This is a genomic window from Blautia massiliensis (ex Durand et al. 2017), assembly GCF_051861785.1.
GTDB lineage: Bacteria > Bacillota > Clostridia > Lachnospirales > Lachnospiraceae > Blautia_A > Blautia_A luti_A.
In genome coordinates, this window is the sequence record NZ_CP146725.1 from 2036961 (window position 1) to 2062053 (window position 25093).

The 25093-nt window shown below is 47.1% G+C and carries 20 protein-coding genes and 3 pseudogenes; 8 read left to right on the plus strand and 15 right to left on the minus strand.

Translation table 11 applies throughout. The features are described from left to right. Window positions 1–40: 40 nt before the first annotated feature. From V9W66_RS09785 to dnaA, 14 genes and pseudogenes are all read right to left on the minus strand, one after another. The gene (locus V9W66_RS09785) at window positions 41–1042 is read right to left on the minus strand and encodes a helix-turn-helix transcriptional regulator (RefSeq protein WP_144092181.1); all 1002 of its coding nucleotides are present in this window, start codon (window positions 1040–1042) and stop codon (window positions 41–43) included. Window positions 1043–1979: 937 nt separating this feature from the next. Beyond that, window positions 1980–2849, minus strand: coding sequence for an Rpn family recombination-promoting nuclease/putative transposase (locus V9W66_RS09790; protein WP_144092179.1), 870 nt, complete (start codon window positions 2847–2849; stop codon window positions 1980–1982). Window positions 2850–3657: 808 nt separating this feature from the next. After that, the gene (locus V9W66_RS09795) at window positions 3658–4950 is read right to left on the minus strand and encodes a UDP-N-acetylglucosamine 1-carboxyvinyltransferase (protein ID WP_021651440.1); all 1293 of its coding nucleotides are present in this window, start codon (window positions 4948–4950) and stop codon (window positions 3658–3660) included. 199 nt (window positions 4951–5149) lie between these two features. Then, window positions 5150–5662, minus strand: a complete 513-nt coding sequence (locus V9W66_RS09800; protein ID WP_059086952.1) for a shikimate kinase — start codon at window positions 5660–5662, stop codon at window positions 5150–5152. A 218-nt stretch (window positions 5663–5880) separates the two neighbouring features. Further along, window positions 5881–6471: pseudogene (locus tag V9W66_RS09805) on the minus strand (flavin reductase family protein); the annotation flags it as partial. A 13-nt stretch (window positions 6472–6484) separates the two neighbouring features. Then, entirely contained in the window at window positions 6485–8155 is a 1671-nt protein-coding gene (locus tag V9W66_RS09810; RefSeq protein ID WP_144092175.1) for a putative manganese-dependent inorganic diphosphatase, read from the minus strand. Between the two features lie 29 nt (window positions 8156–8184). Beyond that, window positions 8185–9087 (minus strand): 30S ribosomal protein S1, encoded by a 903-nt coding sequence (locus V9W66_RS09815; RefSeq protein ID WP_144092173.1) that lies wholly within the window; start codon window positions 9085–9087, stop codon window positions 8185–8187. 1059 nt (window positions 9088–10146) lie between these two features. After that, window positions 10147–10614 carry a DUF1002 domain-containing protein gene (locus V9W66_RS09820; RefSeq protein ID WP_144092171.1) on the minus strand — a complete coding sequence of 156 codons (468 nt, stop codon included), beginning with the start codon at window positions 10612–10614 and terminating at the stop codon, window positions 10147–10149. A gap of 423 nt (window positions 10615–11037) precedes the next feature. Further along, the gene (gene rsmA, locus V9W66_RS09825) at window positions 11038–11913 is read right to left on the minus strand and encodes a 16S rRNA (adenine(1518)-N(6)/adenine(1519)-N(6))-dimethyltransferase RsmA (RefSeq protein WP_144092169.1); all 876 of its coding nucleotides are present in this window, start codon (window positions 11911–11913) and stop codon (window positions 11038–11040) included. A gap of 27 nt (window positions 11914–11940) precedes the next feature. Further along, window positions 11941–14787, minus strand: a complete 2847-nt coding sequence (locus V9W66_RS09830; RefSeq protein WP_144092167.1) for a hypothetical protein — start codon at window positions 14785–14787, stop codon at window positions 11941–11943. 55 nt (window positions 14788–14842) lie between these two features. Beyond that, on the minus strand, window positions 14843–15934 hold the full coding sequence (gene recF / locus V9W66_RS09835; RefSeq protein ID WP_144092165.1) for a DNA replication/repair protein RecF: 1092 nt from the start codon (window positions 15932–15934) through the stop codon (window positions 14843–14845). Between the two features lie 4 nt (window positions 15935–15938). Next, window positions 15939–16145: an RNA-binding S4 domain-containing protein gene (locus V9W66_RS09840; protein ID WP_021650164.1), complete on the minus strand. Its 207-nt coding sequence runs from the start codon at window positions 16143–16145 to the stop codon at window positions 15939–15941. A gap of 211 nt (window positions 16146–16356) precedes the next feature. After that, complete coding sequence (gene dnaN, locus V9W66_RS09845; RefSeq protein WP_144092163.1) at window positions 16357–17472, minus strand: DNA polymerase III subunit beta; 1116 nt, start codon at window positions 17470–17472, stop codon at window positions 16357–16359. 277 nt (window positions 17473–17749) lie between these two features. Beyond that, the gene (gene dnaA, locus V9W66_RS09850; protein ID WP_144092161.1) at window positions 17750–19117 is read right to left on the minus strand and encodes a chromosomal replication initiator protein DnaA; all 1368 of its coding nucleotides are present in this window, start codon (window positions 19115–19117) and stop codon (window positions 17750–17752) included. Window positions 19118–19226: 109 nt separating this feature from the next. On the opposite strand from dnaA, the gene V9W66_RS09855 reads away from it, so the two are divergent. The 6 genes from V9W66_RS09855 (at window position 19227) to jag (ending at window position 22945) form a co-directional block, all read left to right on the plus strand. Then, window positions 19227–19484, plus strand: a complete 258-nt coding sequence (locus V9W66_RS09855; RefSeq protein ID WP_144092159.1) for a hypothetical protein — start codon at window positions 19227–19229, stop codon at window positions 19482–19484. 205 nt (window positions 19485–19689) lie between these two features. Continuing rightward, window positions 19690–19824: a 50S ribosomal protein L34 gene (rpmH, locus tag V9W66_RS09860; RefSeq protein ID WP_005423866.1), complete on the plus strand. Its 135-nt coding sequence runs from the start codon at window positions 19690–19692 to the stop codon at window positions 19822–19824. Between the two features lie 82 nt (window positions 19825–19906). Further along, the gene (rnpA, locus tag V9W66_RS09865; protein ID WP_021650160.1) at window positions 19907–20269 is read left to right on the plus strand and encodes a ribonuclease P protein component; all 363 of its coding nucleotides are present in this window, start codon (window positions 19907–19909) and stop codon (window positions 20267–20269) included. Next, window positions 20247–20459, plus strand: a complete 213-nt coding sequence (gene yidD, locus V9W66_RS09870) for a membrane protein insertion efficiency factor YidD (RefSeq protein WP_015526553.1) — start codon at window positions 20247–20249, stop codon at window positions 20457–20459. Before rnpA ends, yidD begins: the two co-directional genes overlap by 23 nt. A 140-nt stretch (window positions 20460–20599) precedes the next feature. Further along, entirely contained in the window at window positions 20600–21916 is a 1317-nt protein-coding gene (gene yidC, locus V9W66_RS09875) for a membrane protein insertase YidC (RefSeq protein ID WP_330575187.1), read from the plus strand. A gap of 21 nt (window positions 21917–21937) precedes the next feature. After that, entirely contained in the window at window positions 21938–22945 is a 1008-nt protein-coding gene (gene jag / locus V9W66_RS09880; RefSeq protein WP_144092155.1) for an RNA-binding cell elongation regulator Jag/EloR, read from the plus strand. Window positions 22946–23033: 88 nt separating this feature from the next. Here jag and V9W66_RS09885 read toward each other — a convergent pair. Next, window positions 23034–23255 (minus strand): annotated as a pseudogene (locus V9W66_RS09885) (DUF6783 domain-containing protein). On the opposite strand from V9W66_RS09885, the pseudogene V9W66_RS09890 reads away from it, so the two are divergent. Next, a pseudogene (locus V9W66_RS09890) lies at window positions 23193–23330 on the plus strand (DUF6783 domain-containing protein); the annotation flags it as partial. The pseudogenes V9W66_RS09885 and V9W66_RS09890 overlap by 63 nt on opposite strands. Before the next feature lie 168 nt (window positions 23331–23498). Then, on the plus strand, window positions 23499–24875 hold the full coding sequence (gene mnmE / locus V9W66_RS09895) for a tRNA uridine-5-carboxymethylaminomethyl(34) synthesis GTPase MnmE (RefSeq protein WP_015526550.1): 1377 nt from the start codon (window positions 23499–23501) through the stop codon (window positions 24873–24875). The last annotated feature ends 218 nt before the right edge of the window (window positions 24876–25093 follow it).

The window sequence follows — 25093 nt, forward strand, 5'->3', positions numbered from 1 at the left end:
TTTGTAAGGCACGTTTTTTCAAAAAAAAGTGCCTCTGCCACTATTTTAACATGAATTTCTTCAGCTCATCCCGCTTCTTGACATTCAGCTTGCAAAAGATATCCGTAAGGTAATGCTTGACAGTATTAATGGAAATCCCCAGATGCTCTCCGATCTCCTTATTGCTCCATCCCCCACTTGCCAGCATGGCAATAGAAAACTCCATCGTTGACAGCTCCCCTGTAACCTTTCTCCGGTTTTCCGAATTATGAAGCGCCATCCAGCCCCTGCTGAAAAAAAGCACCCCTTTCGTGATCCGCTGATACGCCTCCGGATCCCGATTCCGGATACAGGCCTCGATCAGCCCCCGCAACAGCCCATGATGCTCAATAAAAGGCTCCAGAAACCCATCCATCTTCGCCAGCTCCCAGCTCCGGAGCATCTCCTCCTGCGCCTCCTTCTTATGCTTTCGGTTGATCGCACACACCGCCATCATACAGTGGATATACGTCATACTGATCGGATACGGCCTCTCCGCCATAAACAAAGCAGCCTTCCCCATCCCATAAGCACTCCATATCTCCCCGTTAAGATAAGTATGGTGAGCCATCACATACGTGGCAAAAAGCCTCAGCCCCTCAGGAAGCATCCTGCTGTACTCCCCAAAAGCAGGCATTCCATCCGTAGGCAGATGAAGCAAAACCGCCCCCACATACCCCGCCAGAAGACAGGACGCATAAACATCCTTAGGAACCTTCTTCTTCATAGCCAGCTTCACACAGGACTGGATCCCCTCCATCCCCCGCTTAGCCGCCGCCACATTCCCCAGCGTCAGATTAGAATACCCATACAAAATACACGCCGAAAGCTTCAGCTCAATAACCCTGCTGGACAGATACCCCCTCGTGATCTCACAACACTCCTCCGCCTGCCCCGTAAAATAAAAAAGCTCAGCCCGCGCAATATTCCTCAAATCCACATCCACAAACCCCTCAACAACCTCCCGAGCCCTCCCAGGCTCAAAAGACGAATTCAAAAGCGGCAAAACCACATAATCACACATAAAACCCTCTCCCCTCCAAAACCCAGGCAGCCCTCAAAAAAAAGACCACCCTCAAAACCAGACCAACCCAAACCTCCGAAGCCCTTCACCCAAGCCACACATCAACACACAGCCAAAATCCTTCTCTCAAGTCACACATCAACACACAGCCAAAATCCCTCTCTCAAGTCACGCATCAACACACAGCCGGAGTCCCTCTCTCAAGTCACACATCAAAACACAGCCGGAGTCCTTCTCTCAAGTCACCCAAAAAAGTCACCAGAACTCCGGATATCAATAAATAAATAAATCAGGCCAACCATCTTTTTCCATAATTATAATCCAAAATCCTCCAAAAATAAATTTAAATATTACACAAAAACACTACAATATATCCAAACCAGCCTCTATTCCCCAATCCCCTCACGACAAACCGCAAAAAAACTCACCCCACCCACATCCAGCGCAGCGCCGATGCCACACCATCTCCCAACACACCACAAAGAAACTCAGCCCCTGCAGCCATCCAGTGCAGCACTGATGGCTCACCCCCTCCCGGCAAACCACCACACCTCACACTCCCAAAAACCAGAACGGACAGACTGCCAGCGGGGCGGCTGCATGGTCGAGACCCGGTGCGTCGGAGTAAGCCGCTGGTCATACTTAGCGCCTGGGGCTTCTGACGGGAAGGTACTCTGCGGCCACAAGCCGCAGAGTAAGCCCCATCTGTCTGAGCCAGGTACGCATCAGCGTACATGGCGAGTTATGGGGCGCCCTGCACGGCAGAAGACTCAGGCGCTTAGTATGACCCGGCGAAACGACCGCACCAGGCACGACCATGCAGCCGCCCCGCTGGCAGTCTGTCCGTTCGTCCCTCCCTCCATTCATCCCTCCCACCCACACAAAAAAAGAGCCCCCAGGCCCAAACACCCGGGAACTCTCCCAAAACCAAACAACATCATCTCCCCCTCCGCAGCTTCCTCAGTTCCCTCTCCAACCGATCCGCACGCGCCTTCTCCCTCAACGTATTCACCCTCTCTTCACTCCGCCCCTGTTCAATCCCTTGGCTAATTCCCTGCTCAATCCCTTGAGCGATTCCTTGACTAATCCCCTGTTCGATTCCCTTATTAATCCACATCTGCTCAATCTCAAAACTCTTCATATATGCCACCGTAACCTTTCCATCCTCTTTAACAACCCTGACCATCTCCAGCAACTCCCTCAAAACATCATTTACCGCATTCACCTCCCTGGTATCCTCCAAAAAACGAAGCAGCGCCACCAGCTCCTCAGGCACACCCGCACCATCTCCCTTCGTATTCAGAAAAACCGTCCTCAGCCCATCATCATACTCCATCTCCGGAATCTCCTCACACATATTCCGGATCGTATACACCATCCTCCCCCGATCAAACGGATCATACGAACAGACAAAAATAACAAAAACCCTCTTAAGCTTCCCGAAACCCTCACCCTTCTTCAAACATCGGCTGTCAATGATCGCATGATAAAACCGCACCCGCTTCGGCAGATCCTTCAGACTCACAACATCACCATTATTATCCGGCTCAATATCAAAAACAGAAGGATCCGCCAAAACATCCATCAGCTCCTCCTCAGCCAGAACATCAAGCCGCGCCCCGCGAAAACCCTCATCCCGGCCACCAAAAGCCCTCTGCGCAACAACCCGCAGCCTCCCGATCTCACGCCCCAGCACCACCTGCAGCAGCAACCTGCAAAACCTCTCACCAATACCAGGAAACGTCATCACCGCGTTAAACAAAAAATCATCCAGAAGATTCATATCCTCAAGCCGCTTCCTCTGCATAAGACTCCTCCCTTCACTATAATGGCAAAAGAAAAAACCTCACACAACCAACCGGCTCCTCCCCGCCATATTTATACAACCAACCATATGGGGATCAGATAGCCGAACGGCCCAGAATGTTCCCAGATATGTACCTTCAGTATAACCATCCCACTAGCAAAAGTCAACAAAAACCCTTCGACAAAAACCGCCAATCCCCACACCACCAATACCACATCCCATTGCATCCACCACAGCGCCGATGCCAACTCCCCCCACAACACATCCAGCGCAGCGCCGATGCCACACCACCTCCCGGCAAACCACAAGGAAACTCAGCCTTTGCAGCCATCCAGCGCAGCGCTGATGGCTCACCCCCTTCCGGCAAACCACCACCCCCTCACACCCCCAAAAAACAGAACGGACAGACTGCCAGCGGGGCGGCTGCATGGTCGGGACCCGGTGCGTCGGAGTAAGCCGCTGGTCATACTTGGCGCCTGGGGCTTCTGACGGGAAGGTACTCTGCGGCCACAAGCCGCAGAGTAAGCCCCATCTGTCTGAGCCAGGTACGCATCAGCGTACATGGCGAGTTATGGGGCGCCCTGCACGGCAGAAGACTCAGACGCTTAGTATGACCCGGCGAAACGACCGCACCAGGCACGACCATGCAGCCGCCCCGCTGGCAGACTGTCCGTTCGTCCCTCCCTCCATTCATCCCTCCCACCCACACAAAAAAAGAGCTCCCAGGCCCAAACACCCGGGAACTCTCCCCAAAACGCAAAACTCAAATTTCCAATTATCATCAATCGTTACCAGTTGTCACCAACCATCACCCAACACGCAGCCGAAACTTCTGAATCTCCTTCTCACTGGAAACCCTCTCAATCTCAGCCCCAAGACTCCTGAGCTTCTCCTCAAAATTCTCATACCCACGCTGGATATAAACAATATCATCAACAACCGTAACACCCTCAGCAGCCAGCCCCGCAATAACAAGCGCAGCCCCCGCACGAAGATCCGGCGCACTCACACGCGCCCCCGTAAGCTTCCTTACACCATCAATAATAGCAGAGTTCCCCTCCACCTTAATATTGGCACCCATCCGGGAAAGCTCATCCGCATACTTAAACCGGTTCTCAAAAATACTCTCAGTAACAATACTCGTACCCTCAGCCAAAGCCAAAGTAACCGCGATCTGCGGCTGCATATCCGTAGGATAACCAGGATAAGGCAACGTCTTCACATGCGTACGATGAAGCACATGCGGCGCACGGACACGAACCGCATCATCAAACTCCTCAACCTCACACCCGATCTCCTCAAGCTTAGCCGTAGTAGCCTCAAGATGCTTAGGAATAACATTACGAACAGTAACATCACCACGAGTAGCCGCAGCAGCAAACATAAACGTACCAGCCTCGATCTGGTCCGGAATGATCGAATACTCCGTACGATGAAGCGTCTCAACACCACGGATACGGATCACATCCGTACCGGCACCCTTGATATTCGCCCCCATACTGTTCAGGAAATTCGCCACATCAACAACATGCGGCTCCCTCGCAGCATTCTCAATGATCGTACGACCAGCCGCCATAGAAGCAGCCATCATAATATTAATAGTAGCACCAACAGAAACCACATCCAGGAAAATATGGCTGCCATGCAGATTCTCCGCCTTGGCAACAATAGCCCCATGACAGATATCAACATCCGCACCAAGAGCACGGAAACCCTTCAGATGCTGGTCGATCGGCCTGCTGCCGATATTACATCCACCCGGAAGCGGAACCTCCGCATGCTTATACTTACCAAGCAAAGCACCAAGAAGATAATAAGAAGCACGGATCTTCTTGATAAACTCATAATCCACGCTGAGATTGCCGATAGTAGAACCGTTGATCTTTACAGTAGACTTATCAATACGCTCAACCTGAGCCCCGATCTCGGAGATCGCCTCAAGCAGAACATTGATGTCCCTAACATCTGGCAGATTCTCGATCAATATAGTTTCATCAGTCATAATGGCTGCTGACAATATCGCAAGCGCCGCATTCTTCGCACCCGCAATATCCACTTCTCCAACCAGAGGATTGCCGCCTTTAATCACATACTGTTCCATAACACACCTCTATTATTTACTCCTCTATGAGCAGAAACTTTCTCTGAATTTACTGCAGGAACAAACGTTCCGCAATACCGTTTTTTAGGTCAGTTGTATATTATAACACATATTTCAGATTTGTAAACAATTTATGACGAAAACCTGTCACAACCCATGACCCGAAACACTCCAGCAAACCGTTTCCACAAGCCAACAGTTACGCCTTATCTCCCCTGTTCTTCAGTGCCTCAAGCACAACCTGGAGACTCCCCTCCAGATCCTTATCCTCTTCATCCACCACAATGTCCGCATATTTCTCATACAAAGGAACACGCTCATCATAAAGACTCGCCAGCGTCTGCCCCTCCTTGAGCACAACACCACGCCCCTTAAGATTACCAAGACGCCTGGAAAGAAGCTCCAGCGAGATCTTGAGATACACCACAACACCCTCAGACTTCAGATGCTGCATAGCCTCATCGCAGTAAACCACACTTCCACCGGTAGCGATCACCGTATTCTCCACCTGGATCGAAGCATTCACACGATTCTCGATCGCCTTGAAGCCCTCCGTACCCTCATCCTCGATGATCTTACTCAAAGTCCTCTTCTCCGCCTTCTGGATCAGAAGATCTGAGTCAATAAACTGGTACCCAAGTACCTTCGCAAGTACGACACCGATGCTGCTCTTCCCCGCACCAGGCATTCCTATCAGTGTAATATTATTCATACTGTATCCTTTCATTTTAGCATAACAGCTGCCAAACCTCAACAAACCTTACGGCTCCGCAGAACCTACCGTTTCTCTCTCCCTGCCTTCCCCGACGTCTTCAACTTCCCTGACATCCCTGGCTTTCCTGACATCTTCAATTTCCCTGACATCCCTGGCTTTCCTGACATCTTCAACTTCCCCGCCATCTCTGCCATCTCTGATTCCCTGTCTGATTTCTTATCCAACTTCTTCTGCTTCTTCTGCTGCTTCTTCTTTACACTGTAGCCGAAGGTTCCCACCTTCCGGCCACCCGCCAGATACTCCCCATGGGAATAAACCAGAAGACCCGCATCATTGAGACGAAACCTGTTGTTTTTATCCATATAAGCTTCATCCGCATGGACCGCAAGCACATCAGCAAGAAACATATCATGAGACCCCAGCTCCTTCACCTCACGCACCCTGCACTCAATCGAAACCGGAGCCTCCCCGATCATCGGTGCAGAAACAAACTGCGCTTTCTCTTTCGTAAGGTTCAGCTTCCGGAACTTGTCCACATCACGTCCCGAACGGACCCCGCAGAAATCCGTTGCAAACGCCAGCTTCTCCGTTGTCAGATTGATCACAAATTCACCCGTTTTCCGGATCATATCATAGGAATAACGGGAAGGTCGGACAGAAATATAAGCCATCGCCGGATTGGTACACACCGTACCCGTCCACGCAACCGTTATGATATTATCGTTACCCTCACCATCGGTAACACTCACCATTACAGCCGGCAGCGGATAGATCATGTTCCCCGGCTTCCATAACTGTTTCGCCATTTTCCGTCACCTCTTATGCATAATCGCTGTTCATCAGCTGAGCAGCCTCCATCATAGCCGGGATCAGCTGCTTCTTTCTGGAAACCACACCCGGCAGACTGAAGGTATCTCCATCCGGTTTCCGCTCAAAAGCGATCTCCGCCATCTGCTGGCTGCCCTCCCCGTAAAACAGAAGCTCTGTAGACTCCTCCAGGATATTCGTCAGCATAAAATAAACTCTCGTGATATCATGACGGCCACACTCACTCACCATAAACGGCATCAGCTTCTCCTTGATCTCCTTAAGCTCCTCGCTGTCCATGGAACTGATCTGACCAACACCAAAGGAAACATTACCCTCACCGATAAACTTCTTGTAATCCTGATAAAAAATCTCCTCCGGAGACTTATCCTTCAGATTACTTCCCGCAGAAAACATCTCCCGGGCAAACTCCTCGATCTTGATCCCCGCGATCAGCGCAAGAGCACTGGCAGCGATCTTATCCGTCTGCGTACAGGTCGGTGAACGAAACATCAATGTATCCGAAATAATAGCAGCACAGAGAAGCCCCGCGATCTTTTCCGGGATCTCCAGTCTCTGCTCTCCGTAGATCTCATAAAGGATCGTGCCCGTACATCCCACCGGCTCATTACGAAAAGCAACCGGCGTCATGGTCTGCAAGGTACCCAGCTTATGATGATCGATGATCTCAAGGATCTCCGCCTTCTCGATATTATCAACAGCCTGATCCACCTCATTATGATCCACAAGAACCACTTTCTTTTTATGCATATCCAGAAAATTACGTCTGGAGATCGTACCGATACACTTACCATGAGGATTGATCACCGGAAACGCTCTGTGACGGTTTTTGATCATAACATCCTGGATGTCATCCGTAAAATCCTCGGTATTAAACGTAACCATGTTATCCCGCTTCATAACAAAGCTGACCGGGATACTCTGATTGATCAGACGCGCAATATTAAACGTATCATACGGAGACCGGATGATCACGATATTCTTCTCATGAGCAAGCTTTACAACCTTCTCGGAAACCACGATATTCATCCCCACGATGATACAGCTGACATTCTGGCTGATCGCCTGAAGATGATCCTCCTCACGGTCACCCATAATGATCATATCATTCTCCTCAACGTAGCCCTCCAGCATCTTCGGGTTGGCAGTACCGACAAGCACACGCCCCTTCACAAAATATCCGTGTCCGTTACCTTCCACCACTTCACCGCCAACAGTCTCGGCAATTCTCTGATACTGCGTCCTCGCATTGGAAAGAAGATAACTGTCTGTAGTATCCATATAGGTCTTTGCGATATCACCAATCGTCACAAGCCCCTCCAGACACCCATCCTTATCCCGGATCGGAAGAGAAACGATCCCGTTCTCCTGCATCAGATCCCAGGTATTCTTCAGCGACATATTCTTATCCGCCTGCGGACTGGTCCGGATATCCATATCCTTGACCTGCGTACCGATATTCCCCAGATAAGCCGGCGGCTGTACGCCAAAACGATTCAGCACATACCTGGTCTCCTCATTGATCTGCCCCGCTCTCTTCGGGATATATTTTTTATTCTGCGTAGTTCTGTTTTTAATATCCGCATAAGCAATAGCCGAACAGATGGAATCCGTATCCGGATTCTTATGTCCGATTACAAATATTCTCTCCGGTTTTTTCATACACATCCATCCTTTTTCATCCAAAATAATCATAATTTAATATTTGCAAACAAAGCACCCAGGGAAGTAGTAGCCTCTTCCCCCGACTCCGGAAGCTCAAAAGACTCCTCCTCAACCTCCTTGGCCATCAGATCCGATGCCTCTTTAATACTCAGGCTCAGCTTACCATCCTTGATCGCGATAACCTTCACCTTAACCTTATCCCCAACACTCAAAACCTCAGAAGGCTTCCGGATCCTCCTCTCACAGATCTGAGAAATATGCACCAGCCCGGAAACCCCGTTCCCAAGCTCCACAAAAGCACCATACGGCTGCAAACTCTCAACCGTACCCTCCGTCACAAAGCCAACCTGGATATTGGAAATCTTATTCCTTTTCTCCACCTCAGCCCTCTCACGAAGAATCTCCCTCGCCGAAAGCACCAGCCTCTTCTTCGCCTTATCAGCCTCGATCACCCGCACCTGGATCGGCTTATTCAGAAACACCTCAGTATCCTCAACAAACTCCAAAGCAAGCCTGGATGCCGGAATAAAACCACGGACACCCTCAACGTAAGCAATGGCACCCCCGTTAACGATCCCCTTCACAACAACATCCAGCACCTCACCCGAATTCTGAAGCTCCTTCAGCCTGTCCCAGGCAAGCACATCCGCAGCATCCGCTCTGGAAAGAAGAATATTCCCCTGACCATCATCCCTGCGAAGAACCATCGCCTGAACCTCATCCCCCGGCTGAACAGCCTCTTTAATATTAAACCCCGGCACCCGGGAAAACTCCTCCACCGGAATAAAACCCTCAGCATAAAACTTAAGGTCAAGAACAACCCCCGACTCATCCACACTCACAACAGTCCCTGAGATAATATCCCCCTCATCGATTCTCTTAAAAGAAGCCTCCAGCTCCCTCTCAAAATCCTTCATAGACTCCGCCATATCCAGACCTCCCATTCAAACAAAAACCCAACCACCGCCGCCCCAAACCAGACGACAGCACTATAATCCTAATCATTATAGCATGCACACCCCACCCGCGCTATATTTTTTGCACTGGAAATTTCTTAACCCCTTTGTTTCTCTCCAACACACAGGACGGACCCAGATCAGCCCATTTATCACAACCTTGATGCTTTCTTTGTTTCTCTCCAACGCACAGGACGGACTCAGATCAGCCCATTTATCACAACCTTGATGCTTTCTTTATTTCTCTCCAATGTACAGGACGGACTTAGTACGATTCCAGAATTTCTTTGTAGTGCATCCTTTTTGTTTCTCTCCAACGCACAGGACGGACTGCCGGAGGGGCGGCTGCATGGTCGGGACCCGGTGCGTCGGAGTAAGCCGCTGGTCATACTTAGCGCCTGAGACTTCTGACGGGAAGGTACTCTGCGGCCACAAGCCGCAGAGTAAGCCCCATCTGTCTGAGTCAGGTACGCATCAGCGTACATGGCGAGTTATGGGGCGCCCTGCACGGCAGAAGACTCAGACGCTTAGTATGACCCGGCGAAACGACCGCACCAGGCACGACCATGCAGCCGCCCCTCCGGCAGTCCGTCCGTCCCTCCCCCCATCCATCCCCACCCACAAAAAAAAGAGCCCAAAAAAGGCCCAAAAACGAGGAGTGCCCCGGTAGTGGCTTACCGGGGCGATTATTATGAAAAAAATTGTATGTGTAATGATAATGATACAAATACACACCATTACAGCGTCTTTCGTAACGTTCTTTCGAACTATCCCTATACTACCAGACAAATATGAACAAACAATGAACATCTCGTAAACAATTAGCGCATTTGCACAATTTTTTCCAAAACACCCTCCACTAATTTATAAAAACACCACATTCACAAACAAAACCAAAACCCTAAACATTGTACATATTGTACATCTCAGCCAAACAAACCAACAACAACCCCAACAAAAGAGCCACAACCCTCACCCTCTAACTCAAACTCCATCTAAAACATCATCAAAAACACCAGCCATCACAAACCATCACCGCCGTGAAAGCATCCCCTTAATAAACTCAACCGCCTTCTCAAAAATATTCTTCACATCAGACTTCGTAACACCCATATCCTTCAAAGTACTATAAGCATCACTCACATACCCCTTGATCTGATCATCACTCATCTCGATTCCACGGAACTTACTGATAATATTAACCAGCGAACTCTTATCATCCTCATTAAGACTCACCCCAAAATGATCCGCAGCCTCATCGATCCCCTGAGAAATCTCATCATCCGTGATCTGGTTAGAATCAAAAAGCCCCTTCACATAAACAATGATATCCCCAACCTTATCCGGATCAGAAGCAAGAGACCCAACCTCATTATCCTTCAGGATCTCCTCCGCCTGACTCATAACAGAACTGGAATCAGACGCCATAACCATCATCGGAGATGTACATGAAATAACACCTGCAACAATCAAAGCTGTAAACTTGTTCAATCTTCTCATAATATTCAACCTCCATACGGGCACCCGCCCTTATTAAAAATTGCCTTTTACTATTTTTAACTGTCTTTTACTGCCTTTTTATTACCTCATCATTACCTTTTAACGCCCCTCAGTATACCACACACACCCACCCCTCTGTAAACCGTAATTTTCCCCATTCCCACCCACGCCATTCAGACTTTATGTATATCACCAAAAATATATTCACAATATTTTCATATTTTAAACAAACTTTCCTAACATCTCATCAGTAAAATAAAAAATGTAAATTTTCATTACTTACTTATGTCTGACACCTCAGACATAACCTCCTTTCTATAACAAATATATAGGTCCGGACAGGAACCCTCTCCAACATTCCCGTCCGGAAACGCAAAAAGAACCCGGAACAGCTGCCCGGGCTCTTTTTGCGTTTATCATATATTAATTTTTCTCATCATAAATACAGTTTGCAAGCATCGCAAACTGCTCCAGTGTCAGCGCCTCACCCCTGATATTCAGCGGAAGATCACACCTGTTGAACACATCCTCGATTTCCTCCTTACTCAGGGAAAAATCTCCGGAATTTCTGATCCCGTTCACAAGTGTCTTTCTCCTCTGGTTAAAAGATGCACGGATCAGACGGAACATAAGCCCCTCATCCTTCACATCCACCGGCGGCTTCTCATAACGCGTCAGCTTGATCACCGCACTTCCAACCTTCGGCCGCGGCATAAAACAGTTCGGCGGTACATTCGCAACGATCTCCGGCTTCGCATAATACTGCACAGCCAGGGAAAGCGCACCGTAATCCTTGGTACCGGGACCAACCTGCATACGGTCTGCAACCTCCTTCTGCACCATGACAGTGATCGAATCCACAGGAACATTCTTCTCAAAAAGCCCCATGATGATCGGAGTCGTAATGTAATACGGCAGATTCGCAACCACCTTCACAGGCTTGCCGCCGTTTTTCTCATCCGCGATCCTTTTGATATCCGTTTTCAGGATATCGTTATTGATCACAGAAACATTATCCCAGTCCTTCAACGTATCCTTAAGGATCGGGATCAGTGAACTGTCGATCTCCACAGCAGCCACCTCTCTGGCAGCCTCCGCAAGATACTGGGTCATAGTTCCGATACCCGGACCGATCTCCAGTATAAAATCATCCTTCGTGATACCCGAAGACTCAATGATCTTTTCCAGAACATGCTCGTCGATCAGAAAATTCTGACCAAACCTTTTCTGGAAAACAAAATGATACTTTTGAAGGACTTCAATGGTATATTTCGGGTTACCAAGATAAGGTCTGGCCATATTTTTTACCTCTGCTTTTTCTTATTTTCAGCTGAAATCCTTTTCAAAAAGTACCGTGTAGCCATCACGGTCCACACGCTTCTTGGAACGCTTGAACAATCCGCTCTGAGCTCTCTCCATAGCCTTATCCAGCATGGTCTTCACAGTACCGATGCACATCGGCTGATCCTCCTTCTGGTTGATCCCGATCAGATTATACAGAGCAAGCATGCCCATCTGGTCGATACGGAATCCATTCTCCATGGTATAGACCTTGGCGAAATTAACAAGTTCATCGTTTGTAAATACAGGAATGTTGATCATGGATGTAAACTTCTTCGCAAGCTTCGGATATCTTGCGATAAGCTTACGCATACCGATCTTTTCATCCTCCAGGATCACGATCATTCCCTTTGTGTTTCCGGTCATAGCTTCCTCAAGCTCATCTGCTGTTTCCTGGGAAAGCTGGTTTGCATCCTCGATAACAAGGAAACCGCCGGCAAGCTTGGATACGATCTCCGGAATATCCTTTCCGTTGAGATCATCCGCAAATATATAGGCAACCTTGGAAGCCTCGATATTCAGCTCTTTACAGATTGCCGGGATCAGACTTGAGATCAGTCTCGTCTTACCTGTTTCTCTGCCGCCCATAACGATCACATTTCCGGTCTGGGAGGTCTTGTCTGCTGCGCCCATCTGCACATCGCAGAGTACATCAAGCAGCTGTTCCTTCATTCCGGGAACTGTAACAAAATAGGTGAAAAGCTGCTTCTCTTCATCTGTGAGCTCTTTCTTTCTGGAAACGATCTTTGTAGGATCCTTTTCCGGATGGACCGTAGCGATAAATTTCTCAAGCTGCTCTTCCTCGCTGAGCTCCTCTTCCTCATCGTCCTCTTCCATGGCTTCATCAGAATCATCACCGATGAGACTGCTGATAAAGTCATCCTCGTCATTCTCATCCTGGAAGTCAAAGGCGTCATCACTGTATTCTTCTTCCTCATCAAGAAGATTTTCCTCTTCCGCTGAAGCCACCGGTTCCTCATGATGAAGCTTCGCAGAAGGCTCTGCTGCCGCCTTCTGCACCTGCTCTTCAGATTCCAGTGAAGGAATCTCCGGAAGCACATCCTCTTCTTCCACCGGCTTCTGTACTCCTGACGGACCATTCAGAAACTCTGCTTCTGCAGCCTGAAGATCCTCCTCAGTAACCGGCTCCTCATCTTCATCAAATACGATATCCGGAAGTCTGGTATCGGAAGTCTCCGTTACCTCTTCCTCCTGCTGAGCGGAGATCTGTGCCATGATATCCTCGATATCTGCCGCATCCGGCTCCTCCGGAACAAATTCATCAGCCACAATATCCAGATCCTCAATACCTGCCGGCTCTTCCGTTACGTCGGACTGCTGGACATCCGGAGATTTCTCTTCCTCCGGGATATCGATTCCCTGCTGTGTAGCTGCTGCCAGAATAGTATCCTCCAGGTTGAAGTCCTTATCTTTATCCTTCCCGGACCTGTCACCTACAGATGCCGCAATATCCTCGATACTTCCGAAAATTCCGGACGCATCCGGGATCTCCGCGGAACTGCTTGCATTCTCCGGGTCCACATTGATCATGGACTTCGGGATCTTCAGCTCCGGCATACGGATCGTTGCGGAAAAATCAGGCTTGCCTTCCTCATTGAGCGGAACCCCTGCAGGCTTCTCCTCACTTTCCTCATTTCCGGCAGACTTCTCCTTCATGATCTCTGCAACACTCTGGGACAAAGACATCTCTGTAGCTTTCTCAGCCTCAGCTTCTTCCGCTTCCTGATAAGCCTCTTCTTCCTCTTTATCCTGCTGTTCCTGAGTCTTCAGCTTCATACTTCCGGATGACAGGTTCTCAACACCGGATGCCAGCGGGATCTCATCCGCTTCCTTTCCGGAAAACTCTTCCTGCTCTTCAGAAGGCTCATCCGAAGCTTCCTCACTTCCTTCTGCTGCTTCGATCTCCTCAGAATCTGTAAACTCCTCTGACGGTTCTGCTGCCGCAGCAGTCTCAGCCTCCGGCTCTTCATCCTGCGCAGCTTCTTTTTCCTCCATATCCTCTTCCGCAGATTTCTTATGTCCGCCAAAGATATCACGGAATCCCTTGGAAAGCTTCTCCTGGAATGTCTCCGCACTGTTCAGATCCCGCTCATCATCTACCTGGATAGTATCTGTGACCGGTTTTGCCTCCTCATACTCGCCGGATGCTTCCTTGCTCTCCCTGATCTCCTGCGCCTTTTCCGGCGGGATCAGCTTCGGGATAAAACGCTGTTCGTATTTCTCTTTCTCTTCGCCAGTGAGAACACCCATCCGCTGTTTCAGGTCAAGGGCCTTCATCACATAAGTTCCGTCATTGAACCAAAGGATCATCTCATTGCAGAGATCCAGGCACTTCTGCTTGTCTCCTGCCTTGTAATAGAGCTTGGCCAGCTCATAGGACCAGCGCTCCGTAAATTCCTTCTCCTTATATTCCTCAAGAATACGGATCTGTTCATTCAGAGATGCATTCTTCGCTCTGGCGATCTTATATTTCAGTATATACTGGCTGTTATCATTACCTGCCACTTCTCTGTATTCATCAAAGAATTCTGTGGCTTCACTGATCTGTCCCATTTTCAGGGAAACCTCGATCAGACGGTAAAGTATGTTCTTGCCGATCGGCGCTCTGTGGTAGGCAAGAAGAAAAATTTCCTTGCTCTCTTCATAGCGCTTGTTGGCCGCGTAGATCTCGCCCACTACACAAAGGGTACGGACGTTTTTCACACGACGCCAGTCAATGCTGTCCACAATCTGCATGGCGCCTTTGTAATCCTGGGTCTCGACCAGCTTATTGATCTGTCCCAGCTTAACGCGAAACTCCTCTTTATCCAAAATATTCACCAACTTTCCATAATCAGAATCAGTTTACCATATGCATACGGGCTTGTCAAAACCCTTTAGGCATATAAACATGCCCCTTTACCACCTGAAAAACCCTGTTGATCTTGAACTGATGGCTGACAAAATCATCCAGTCCTGTACAGGTGATCAGAGTCTGTATATCGTGGATGCTTTCCAGCAGATATGTCTGCCTGCTGCTATCCAGCTCCGAAAGAACATCATCCAGCAGAAGCACCGGTGTATCCCGGATCTTTTTCTTCACCAGATAGATCTCCGAAAGCTTCAGGGAAAGGGCCGCAGTCCTCTGCTGCCCCTGGGAACCATACCTCCGGATGTCGATCCCGTTGACCTTTACGCAGAAATCATCTCTGTGCGGTCCCACGGAGGTCAGCTTCATCCGAAGATCTCGCTCCCGGTTCCTGGAAAGCTTATCCTCAAACTCCGCCGCCGTCACACTTGGCTCGTACAGGATCTCCAGCTCCTCGATCCCGCCGGTAAGGCCTTTATGAAGCCCCCTTGCGATCTCGTTAAGCTCCTCCACAAAGGCTTCCCGCTTCCTGATGATCTTCTTTCCGTAATCGACCATCTGCATATCCCAGACATCCAGGGTACCTTTCAGCCCGGGGTTCATACAACAGTCTTTGAGAAGACGGTTTCTCTGGTTCACGATGTGATTGTAGCCGGCCAGCTCCGTGATATAAACACCATCCAGCTGACAAAGCTCCGAATCCAGAAAACGTCTTCTCTCTCCCGGTCCATTCTTGATGATATTAAGATCCTCCGGAGAAAAAAACACCAGATTCACCACCCCCATCAGCTCCCTTGCCTTGCGGATCGGCAGCCCGTTGATGGCAACTCCCTTTGCTTTGTTTTTCCGGAGGTGCATGTCTATTTTGTATGAAAGATCGCCCTTCTTCACCATCATTCGGATATGGGATTCCTCATTCTCAAAGCGGATCATCTCCCGGTCCTTGCTTCCCTTGTGGGATTTGCTGGTACCTGCCAGATAAACCGCCTCCAGGATATTGGTCTTTCCCTGGGCATTGTCACCGTAGAGAATATTGGTGCCCTGATCAAAATTCATCTCCAGCGACTCATAATTCCTGAAATTATTCAGTCTGATGGATTCAATGTACATTCCTTCACCCGATCACATAAATATCTTTTCCATCGTAGGAAATGGTATCTCCAGGATGGATCTTGCGGCCACGGCGGTTCTCCACCTCGCCGTTCACCAGTACCAGACCATCATTGATGGCATATTTCGCCTCAACGCCGTCCTCCACAACACCGGCCAGCTTCAGCGCCTGACCAAGCTTGATAAATTCGTCTTTAATTCTGATCTCCAATTTTTTCTCCTCTTATCTCCGGGGTATTTTCTCCGTCAGATCGATCTTTTCTGATCTCCTGGCGGTATTTAAAATCCCCCCAAAATACAAATTTCACCGGAAGGCGGTAATTTAAATCCCCCCTTCCAGCAGTTTACGCATGAAACAATTCTCAGAACGCAACCGCATTCCTGCACATAATCGGTCAAAAACAGTCACATTACCCCAGGTTTTATCTGGTCTGATTCTGGTTGATGTTTACAGGAAGGATCAGGTAAGTATAGTTCTCCTCATCGTCACGGATAAAGCACGGGGCCTTCGGATTTACAAGATAGATTGTCACGGTTTCATCATCAATAACGCGAAGCGCATCGATCAGGAATTTCGGGTTGAAGCCGATCATGATATCCTTACCCTCTTTTTCAATATCGATTTCTTCATTCATGGAACCCATTGCAGAATCAATGCGCAGCTCCATATCATCGTCTGTGATGTTGATGATGATCGGTTTTTTATCAACCTCACGTACCAGAAGTGTGGCACGGTCAATACAATCCAGGAATTCTTTTTTGTTGATCTTCAGTTTTGTCTCATAATCACTGGAAAGCATCTGGTCAATTCTGAAATATTCTCCCTCGATCAGTCTGGAAACTACCATAGTCTGATCAAATTCAAATAAAATATGGTTTTTTGTAAAGTAAATGCTGACCTGATCATCCACTTCTCCGGAAAGGATCTTGCTGATCTCGCTTAAAGTTTTGCCCGGAACTACCACCTTACGGTCAGAATAATCTTTCTTAAGGGACATTTTGCGGATAGAGATACGATGTCCGTCCAGAGAAACTACCTTCAGACAGTTATTTTTGATCTCAAAAAGTTCACCGGTCATAAGCTTATTGTTTTCATTTACAGCAATCGAAAAAATAGTCTGGCGGATCATTTCTTTCAGTGTGTACTGAGAGATCGTCAGCGGTTCATCCTTCTCGATCATCGGTAAATAAGCAAAATCTTCTCCTGATTTTCCGGGGATATTGAATTTTGCTTTTTCACAGGTAATGGTTGCTGCATATTTATCATCGGTCTTAATGGTAACATCATTATCCGGAAGTCGTCTGATGATTTCATAGAAGATTTTTGCATCAAGAGCAACTTTACCTTTTTCTTCAATAGTACCCTCAACGATCGTTTCAATTCCCAGCTCCATATCGTTGGTGGTAAATTTGATCTGGTTTGTGGTTGCATCCATGAGAATACATTCCAGGATTGGCATTGTGGTTTTTGATGGAACTGCTTTGAGTGCGATACTTACACTTTTTAACAGACTTGATTTGGAGCAGATGATTTTCATAGTGTGTATAACTCCCTTTCTGAACAATTTGTGGTTTTTATAAATATATTTATAGAAAAAATCCGCAGTAACCGCCGTAGGGGGCCAGATTTTGTGAAAAACTCCCGCAGGCCTGATGTTTTCAGGGGTTTTCCGCTGGGACAACTTTGTGTAAAAGTGGTAGTTTCGCATGTGAATAATCCGGGGATAAAATTACCGCCGCGTTTTGGCAAAAAAGTTGTACACATCTCTCCACATACAATCAACACGTTATACACCAGTAATGTGGAAAACTCCACTAACCTTGTGGATTAATCTTCTTTTTCAATATATCAATGGTATTTTTTAAGTTATCGTCGTTCTGCAATTCGTTTTCGATCTTTTCGATACCGTGCATAACGGTGGTATGGTCACGGTTTCCGAGCGCTTTTCCGATATTTTTCAAAGGTGTGGATATGATCTCACGGCAGAGATACATGGAAACCTGGCGGGGCATGACGATCTTGGAGTTTCGTTTGTTTCCGCTTAAGTCCGCAGGTGTGACTCCGTAATGCTCTGCAACAACGGAGATGATGTATTCCGGTGTGATCACTTTTTTCTCATCCGGAGAAATAATATCCTTCAGTGCCTGCTCTGCCAGCTCCAGAGTTACTTCCTTTTTCTCAAGCTTGGCTCCGGCCATGACCTTGTTGAAGGCACCTTCCAGCTCACGGATATTGGATTTGATATTGGTAGCGATATATTTGATAACATCTTCACTGATGTTGTAGCCGTTCATTTCTTCATTTTTATGAAGGATCGCCATTCGGGTTTCGTAATCAGGCAGCGTGATATCCGCAATCAGACCCCACTCGAACCGGGAACGGAAGCGCTCTTCCAGGATTTCCATATCCTTCGGTGGTTTATCAGAGGATATGATGATCTGCTTTTTGGCACTGTGAAGACTGTTAAATGTATGGAAAAATTCCTCCTGTGTGGATTCTTTTCCTATAATAAACTGAATATCATCGACAAGAAGAACGTCGATATTTCTGTATTTTTCACGGAATTTGCTCATTGCCGTGTTATTTCCGTTTCGGATGGTTTCGATCAGCTCGTTGGTAAATTCCTCACTGGTTACATACAAAACATGGCTGTTTTCGTCGTGTTCCAGAATGAAATGAGCGATGGAATGCATAAGATGCGTCTTACCAAGACCGGCTCCGCCATAGATAAACAGTGGATTGTAGGTATCTCCCGGTGATTCGGCAACTGCAAGAGCTGCTGCCTGGGCGAATTTGTTATTACTTCCTACAACGAAGGTGTCGAAGGTGTATTTTGGATTTAAATGCGCCTCTTCGTAACGTGTATCCTGAACCTGTTTATCATAAGAAGTGTTTTTTTCTGTTTTTTTGGGGAGATCTTTTTCCAGAACGAAGCGAACCTCGCATTCTTCCATGCCTGTCAGTACACAGATAGTAACCTGGAGGGGTATTTTGTAGCGTTTACTGATATAATTGACTCCGATCGCTGCCTGCTCAGAGGGAACAACCACTGTTATCAGCTTTCCGTCAACCTCATAAACTTTCAGCGGCTTAAGCCAGGTATTAAAAGGGACATCAGTCACCTCATATTCAGATTTGACAGTTTGCAGGATCTCCTCCCATTTTTCAATAACAGCGTCCATTTTTTCCTCCCATGAGTATTATAATAACCCCAGTCTGCGACTGGAGATAGATATCCTTTTATATATTACAATGAAAAAGGGGTTTTCGCAATGGAAAATCCTTGAGATTTTGGGGAAAAGAATGTGGATACTGTGGGGAAATTACTGTGGATTAGGGTGGATTATTGTGGATAAGAGTCCTGGAGGTTTCCATAAGTCGAGAATTGGTGGAAAATGTGGAAGAATTATGTGTATAAAAAAATCCACCTTAAAAATACCGCAAATAAAGGGTTTTTTTGAAAACGATGTGAACAAACCCTCCGAAAAAGTGGATAGATTTCCGGTCAATCCACAAGTTATCCACAAGTTATCCACAAAATGTGGATAATGTTACGTAAACCATAAGCGCTTTCCACATAAGAGAAAAAAATAAATACCGTAAGATGGGGGTATTTTACAGAACCCTTGATTTTATCGGGTTTTTTGCAATTTTTACTTGACGAAAAGGAGGTTTATTTATATAATTGAAACGATGTTCTGAATGATAAGTTATTTCATAACAATTAAAAATAGATAAAGGAGGTGCTTTACCTATGAAGATGACATTTCAGCCAAAAAAGAGATCCAGAGCTAAAGTTCACGGCTTCAGAGCTCGCATGAGCACAAAGGGCGGACGTAAAGTATTAGCTGCAAGAAGATTAAAAGGAAGAAAACAGTTATCAGCATAAGCTGCAAGACCGCATTTATGTGGTCTTTTCTTCTATCCGGAGAAATATCCGCGCAGACGGAATCTAATTAAGGAGGATTCGTTTGATCAGATCAGAGTCCTTAAAGAAAAATCAAGATTTTAAAGTTGTATATCAGAACGGAACATCGTACGCAAATCGGCTTCTGGTGATGTACGTGCTGAAGAATCAGCACATGAAGAATCGTCTGGGAATATCAGTAAGCAAAAAAGTAGGGAACAGTGTGGTTCGCCACAGACTCACCAGATTGATCAGAGAAAGCTATCGTCTCAACGAAACAGATTTTGACAGTAACCTTGATATTGTAGTAGTAGCGAGAGCCGCAGCCAAGGGCAAGAGCTTTCACGAGATCGAGAGTGCTTTTCTGCATCTTGCAAGAAAGCATCATATAACAGGGAATGAACATGATAAAGAAATTTCTGATTAAGATGATAAGGCTCTATCAAAAATATATATCGCCGATGAAGAGGACGAAATGTCCTTATATTCCCACATGTTCTCAATATGGTTTGGAAGCAATCGAAAAATATGGCGCATTTAAGGGCAGTCTTCTTGCGGCATGGAGGATATTGCGATGCAATCCTTTTTCCCACGGAGGCTATGACCCTGTGCCATGAATTATTTTGTGACTGTTCAGCCTTTTCCCGGGCAGAGCAGTTATCGGAATTTGTAACTGTTCAGTACCTCCGCAGTTAGTGGACGAATGAATAGTTACCGGACTTTTACAATTGAATAAGAAGTCTAGGAGGAAATGAATTTGGAACTGTTTTTAGCAACAAAAACCGGAACTCCTATTATCGGACAGATCGCGTCTGTGATGGGATGGATCATGGATGGCATATATAAGATGCTTGACGGCCTGTTCGGAATCCAGAACATTGGTCTTTGTATCATTATCTTCAGTATTCTTATCTTTGCCTTTATGACACCGCTGCAGATCAAGCAGCAGAAATTCTCCAAGTTAAGTGCGATCATGCAGCCTGAGATCCAGAAGATCCAGAAGAAATATCAGGGTAAAAAGGATCAGGCTTCCATGATGAAAATGAACGAAGAAACCCAGGCTGTTTATCAGAAATATGGTGTTTCTCCAACCGGTAGCTGTGTACAGTTAGCCATTCAGATGCCTATTCTGTTTGCTCTGTATCAGGTTATCTACCGGATTCCTGCTTACGTTGGAAGTGTAAAGAACATTTTTACTGGTGTAGTTGACAACCTGCTAGCTGTAAACGGATACACAGATATCCTGCAGCAGTTTATCAAAGACCATTCCATGACACGAGTGCGTCTCGTTATGGACAGTGCCGGAAATGCTACAAGTAACTCTATTGTTGATTTTCTGTATGCACTTTCTCCTTCCCAGTGGAAAGAGCTGGCAAAGATGGATCAGTTTTCAGGATTTTCTGATGCGATCACAAAAGCATCCGGCAATATTTCCAAGATGCAGGGCTTCTGTGGCCTGAATATCGCAGACCAGCCGCTGTACTATATCATGGAATTCTTCAAAAATCATGGTTCTCTGTTACTTGCGATCGTAGCACTTCTGATCCCGGTTCTTGCATGGGCAACTCAGATGCTGAACCTGAAGCTTATGCCACAGGCTGCAACACAGCCGGCAGACGGAAATGATCAGGCCAGCGCAATGGCAAACTCCATGAAAACCATGAACATGGTCATGCCTCTGATGTCTGCATTCTTCTGTTTCACATTCCCGGTTGGTCTTGGTATCTACTGGATCGCCAGTGCTGTCGTTCGAAGTGCCCAGCAGTTTGCAATCAATCGTCATCTTGATAAGATGAACATTGATGATCTGGTTAATGAGAATATGAAGAAGATCGAAGCGAAGCGTGCGAAGGAAGGACTTCCGCCGCAGAAGATCACCAATCAGGCTCATCAGTCCGCCAAGAATATCAATAAACCTGTGATCAATAAGGGGAACAGCGGAAACAACGGTGCTTCAGACAGAACACAGAAGGTTGATACTGCTTATGAGAAGGCAAGAAGTGCAAAACCGGGCAGCATCACAGCCAAAGCAAATCTCGTAAGAGACTTTGATGAGAGAAATAAGAAGAAATAATCAGGAACGGAGGGGTTCGTAATGGAGGATTACATTCAGTTTTCAGCAAAAACAAAGAATGAAGCTATCACAAAAGCGTGTCTTGAGCTTGGAACTTCCAGTGACCAGCTTGATATTCAGGTTATCAGTGAAGGCAGCTCCGGATTCTTCGGAATCGGCAGCAAACCTGCCGTGATCAAAGTTCGCAGAATCGAGCCAGTTTCTGATATGCAGGAGATCGATGAACTGGTAGAGTCCGTGAGACTGGACGCTATCAAAGAAGAGAAGAAATTAGAAAAGCCTTTTACTCCGGATGTAAAGAAAGAATCTGCACCGAAAGCAGCTCCTGCAGAGGAGAAGAAGCCGGTGAAGAAAGAAGCTGTACAGGTGGAGAAGGCATCCGAAGAAGCACCTGCAAAGGCAGCAGCACCAAAGGAAAGACCTGCAAGGGATTTCCAGGGCAAAGCAAAGCCTGCACGTGAGAAACAGCCAAGAGCTCCAAAGGAGCGTCAGCCGAAGGAAACACGTGAGAGAGCACCGAAGCAGGGCAGACCGATAGAGATCCTCAGCGATCCGGAGAAGATCAGAGAGGTTGAGGAGAGAGCAGTCGTATTTCTTCGTGACGTATTCGGCTCCATGGATCTTGGAGAAGTGGAGATCACATCGAAATACAACACTGCAGACGGTTCTCTGGATGTGGATTTTGAAGGTGAGGATATGGGTATCCTCATCGGAAAAAGAGGCCAGACACTGGATTCTCTTCAGTATCTGACAAGCCTTGTGGTAAACAAAGGCGAGTCTACCTATATTCGTGTAAAACTCGATACCGAGGACTACAGACGCCGTCGTAAGGAAACTCTGGAGAACCTTGCAAGAGGAATCGCCTTCAAGGTAAAGAAAACCAGAAAACCGGTAGTTCTGGAACCGATGAATCCGTACGAAAGAAGGATCATCCATGCATCTCTGCAGGGCAACCGCTATGTAGAGACAGTCAGTGAGGGAGAAGAACCTTACAGACATGTAGTAGTAAAACTGAAACGCAATAATTGATGATCCACCGGTAAAGCTATAAGCCGTATCCCGGAGCGTAAGCTCCGTGGGTACGGCTTTTTTGTATGGAACTGAAAATTAAAAATTATCATTGCAATCTCCGCAACAATTCTTTATAATCATTGAAGAGCAAATAACAAAAGATATTTCTGCAGCGGACATCCGGAATGCAGAGATTAGAGCGTATTTGAAAAATCATTCCCGCAATCTGCACGCCCCACTTTGCGGTATATTTTGCCCGAATTCAGTTGCCGTAGCCCGCTACGGCGCCTTCATCCGGACAAAATCTCCCACAAATTGTGACGCACATCTTGCAGAAAGCCTTTTTCAAACACGCTCTAGCATTATAAATATGGAAACTGACAGAAGATGTTATTCTAGGTGAAAGCGTGAATAACACGTGTTTTTTGCGTGTAAAAAGCTTTTCCGGAGTAACATTTTTGCGTTTAACCGGATGCTTTTATCCGCTGGACCAGGATAAACGGCATGACAGCGATCAGCTGCAGTGTGATATAGCGGATGCTTTTATCCGTTTGACAAAGGAGAGTGAAAAATGGAAGAGACAACGATTGCTGCGATTTCCACAGCCATGAGCGCATCTGGAATTGGGATCGTCAGGATCAGTGGCCCGGAGGCTTTTGAGATCGCATCCGGAGTATACCGTTCCAAGGGTGGAAAAAAATCTCTGAAAAACGTCCCAAGCCACACCATCCATTATGGATATATTTATGATAACGAAGAAATGGTAGACGAAGTGCTGGTCATGGCCATGCGCGGACCACGGACATACACAGGAGAAGATACCATAGAAATCGACTGCCACGGCGGCGTTTTAGCCATGAAAAAGGTACTGGAAACTGTGTTGAAAAACGGAGCCATTATTGCCGAGCCGGGAGAATTTACCAAGCGTGCATTCCTCAATGGAAGGATCGATCTTTCCCAGGCAGAGGCCGTTATGGATGTGATACAGTCCAAAAATGAGTACTCATTAAAGAATTCTGTAGGACAATTAAAAGGCTCAGTCCGAAAAAACGTACAGCAGATCAGAGAAAAACTGCTGTACCATATAGCGTACATTGAATCGGCATTAGACGACCCGGAGCACTATGATCTGACAGGATATTCGGAAGAATTAGAGCAGATCGTAGCAGAAGAAAAAGAAAAAATACAGAACCTGTTAAAAACAGCCGGAGACGGAAAGATCATACAGGAAGGTATCCGGACCGTGATCCTGGGCAAGCCGAACGCAGGGAAATCTTCTCTGCTGAACCTGCTTCTGGGAGAGGACAGAGCCATCGTGACCGATATCGCAGGAACCACCAGAGACGTACTGGAAGAGTATATCAATCTGCATGGGATCACATTAAAGATCGCTGACACAGCCGGAATCCGCCAGACAGAAGACATCGTAGAGAAAATCGGCGTATCCAAAGCCAAGGAAATGGCAGCAGACGCAGACCTGATCCTCTATGTCGTAGATTCCTCCGTACCGTTAGATGAAAACGACGAAGAAATCATAAAAATTTTGCAAGAGAAAAAGACAATTGTCCTCTACAGCAAGACAGACCTTGAATCTGCTATAGATATAGAGGATTTAAAGAGCAGAATAAACCAGCCGGTGATCCCAATCTCCGCAAAAGAAGAAACCGGGATCACAGACCTGGAAGAAAAAATCCGGGAAATGTTCTTCAGTGGGGAGATTGACTTCAATGATGAAGTCTACATCACCAATGAACGCCACAGACAGGAGCTTTTAAAAGCACAGGAAAGTCTTTCTCTGGTAGAAAATAGCATAGAAAGCGGAATGCCGGAGGATTTTTATTCCATAGACCTGACAGATGCATACGAAAGTCTGGGACGGATTCTGGGAGAATCACTTGGGGAAGACCTTGTTAATGAGATATTTTCTAAATTTTGTATGGGGAAATAATAACCGCATGGGCTGCGGAGACCCCGGCCGAATGCCCGCATGGATTGCGGAACTCCGGCCGTATATGCCGCATGGATTGCGGAACTCCGGTCGTATAACCGCATAGATTGCGGCTCCCTGCTGTATGCCACATGGACTGCGGAAGCCCGCAGAGGGTAGATCACATTGGAATGTGAGAAAACCGCAAAGGGGCACAAGGCCGCGCCCCTCTGCACACC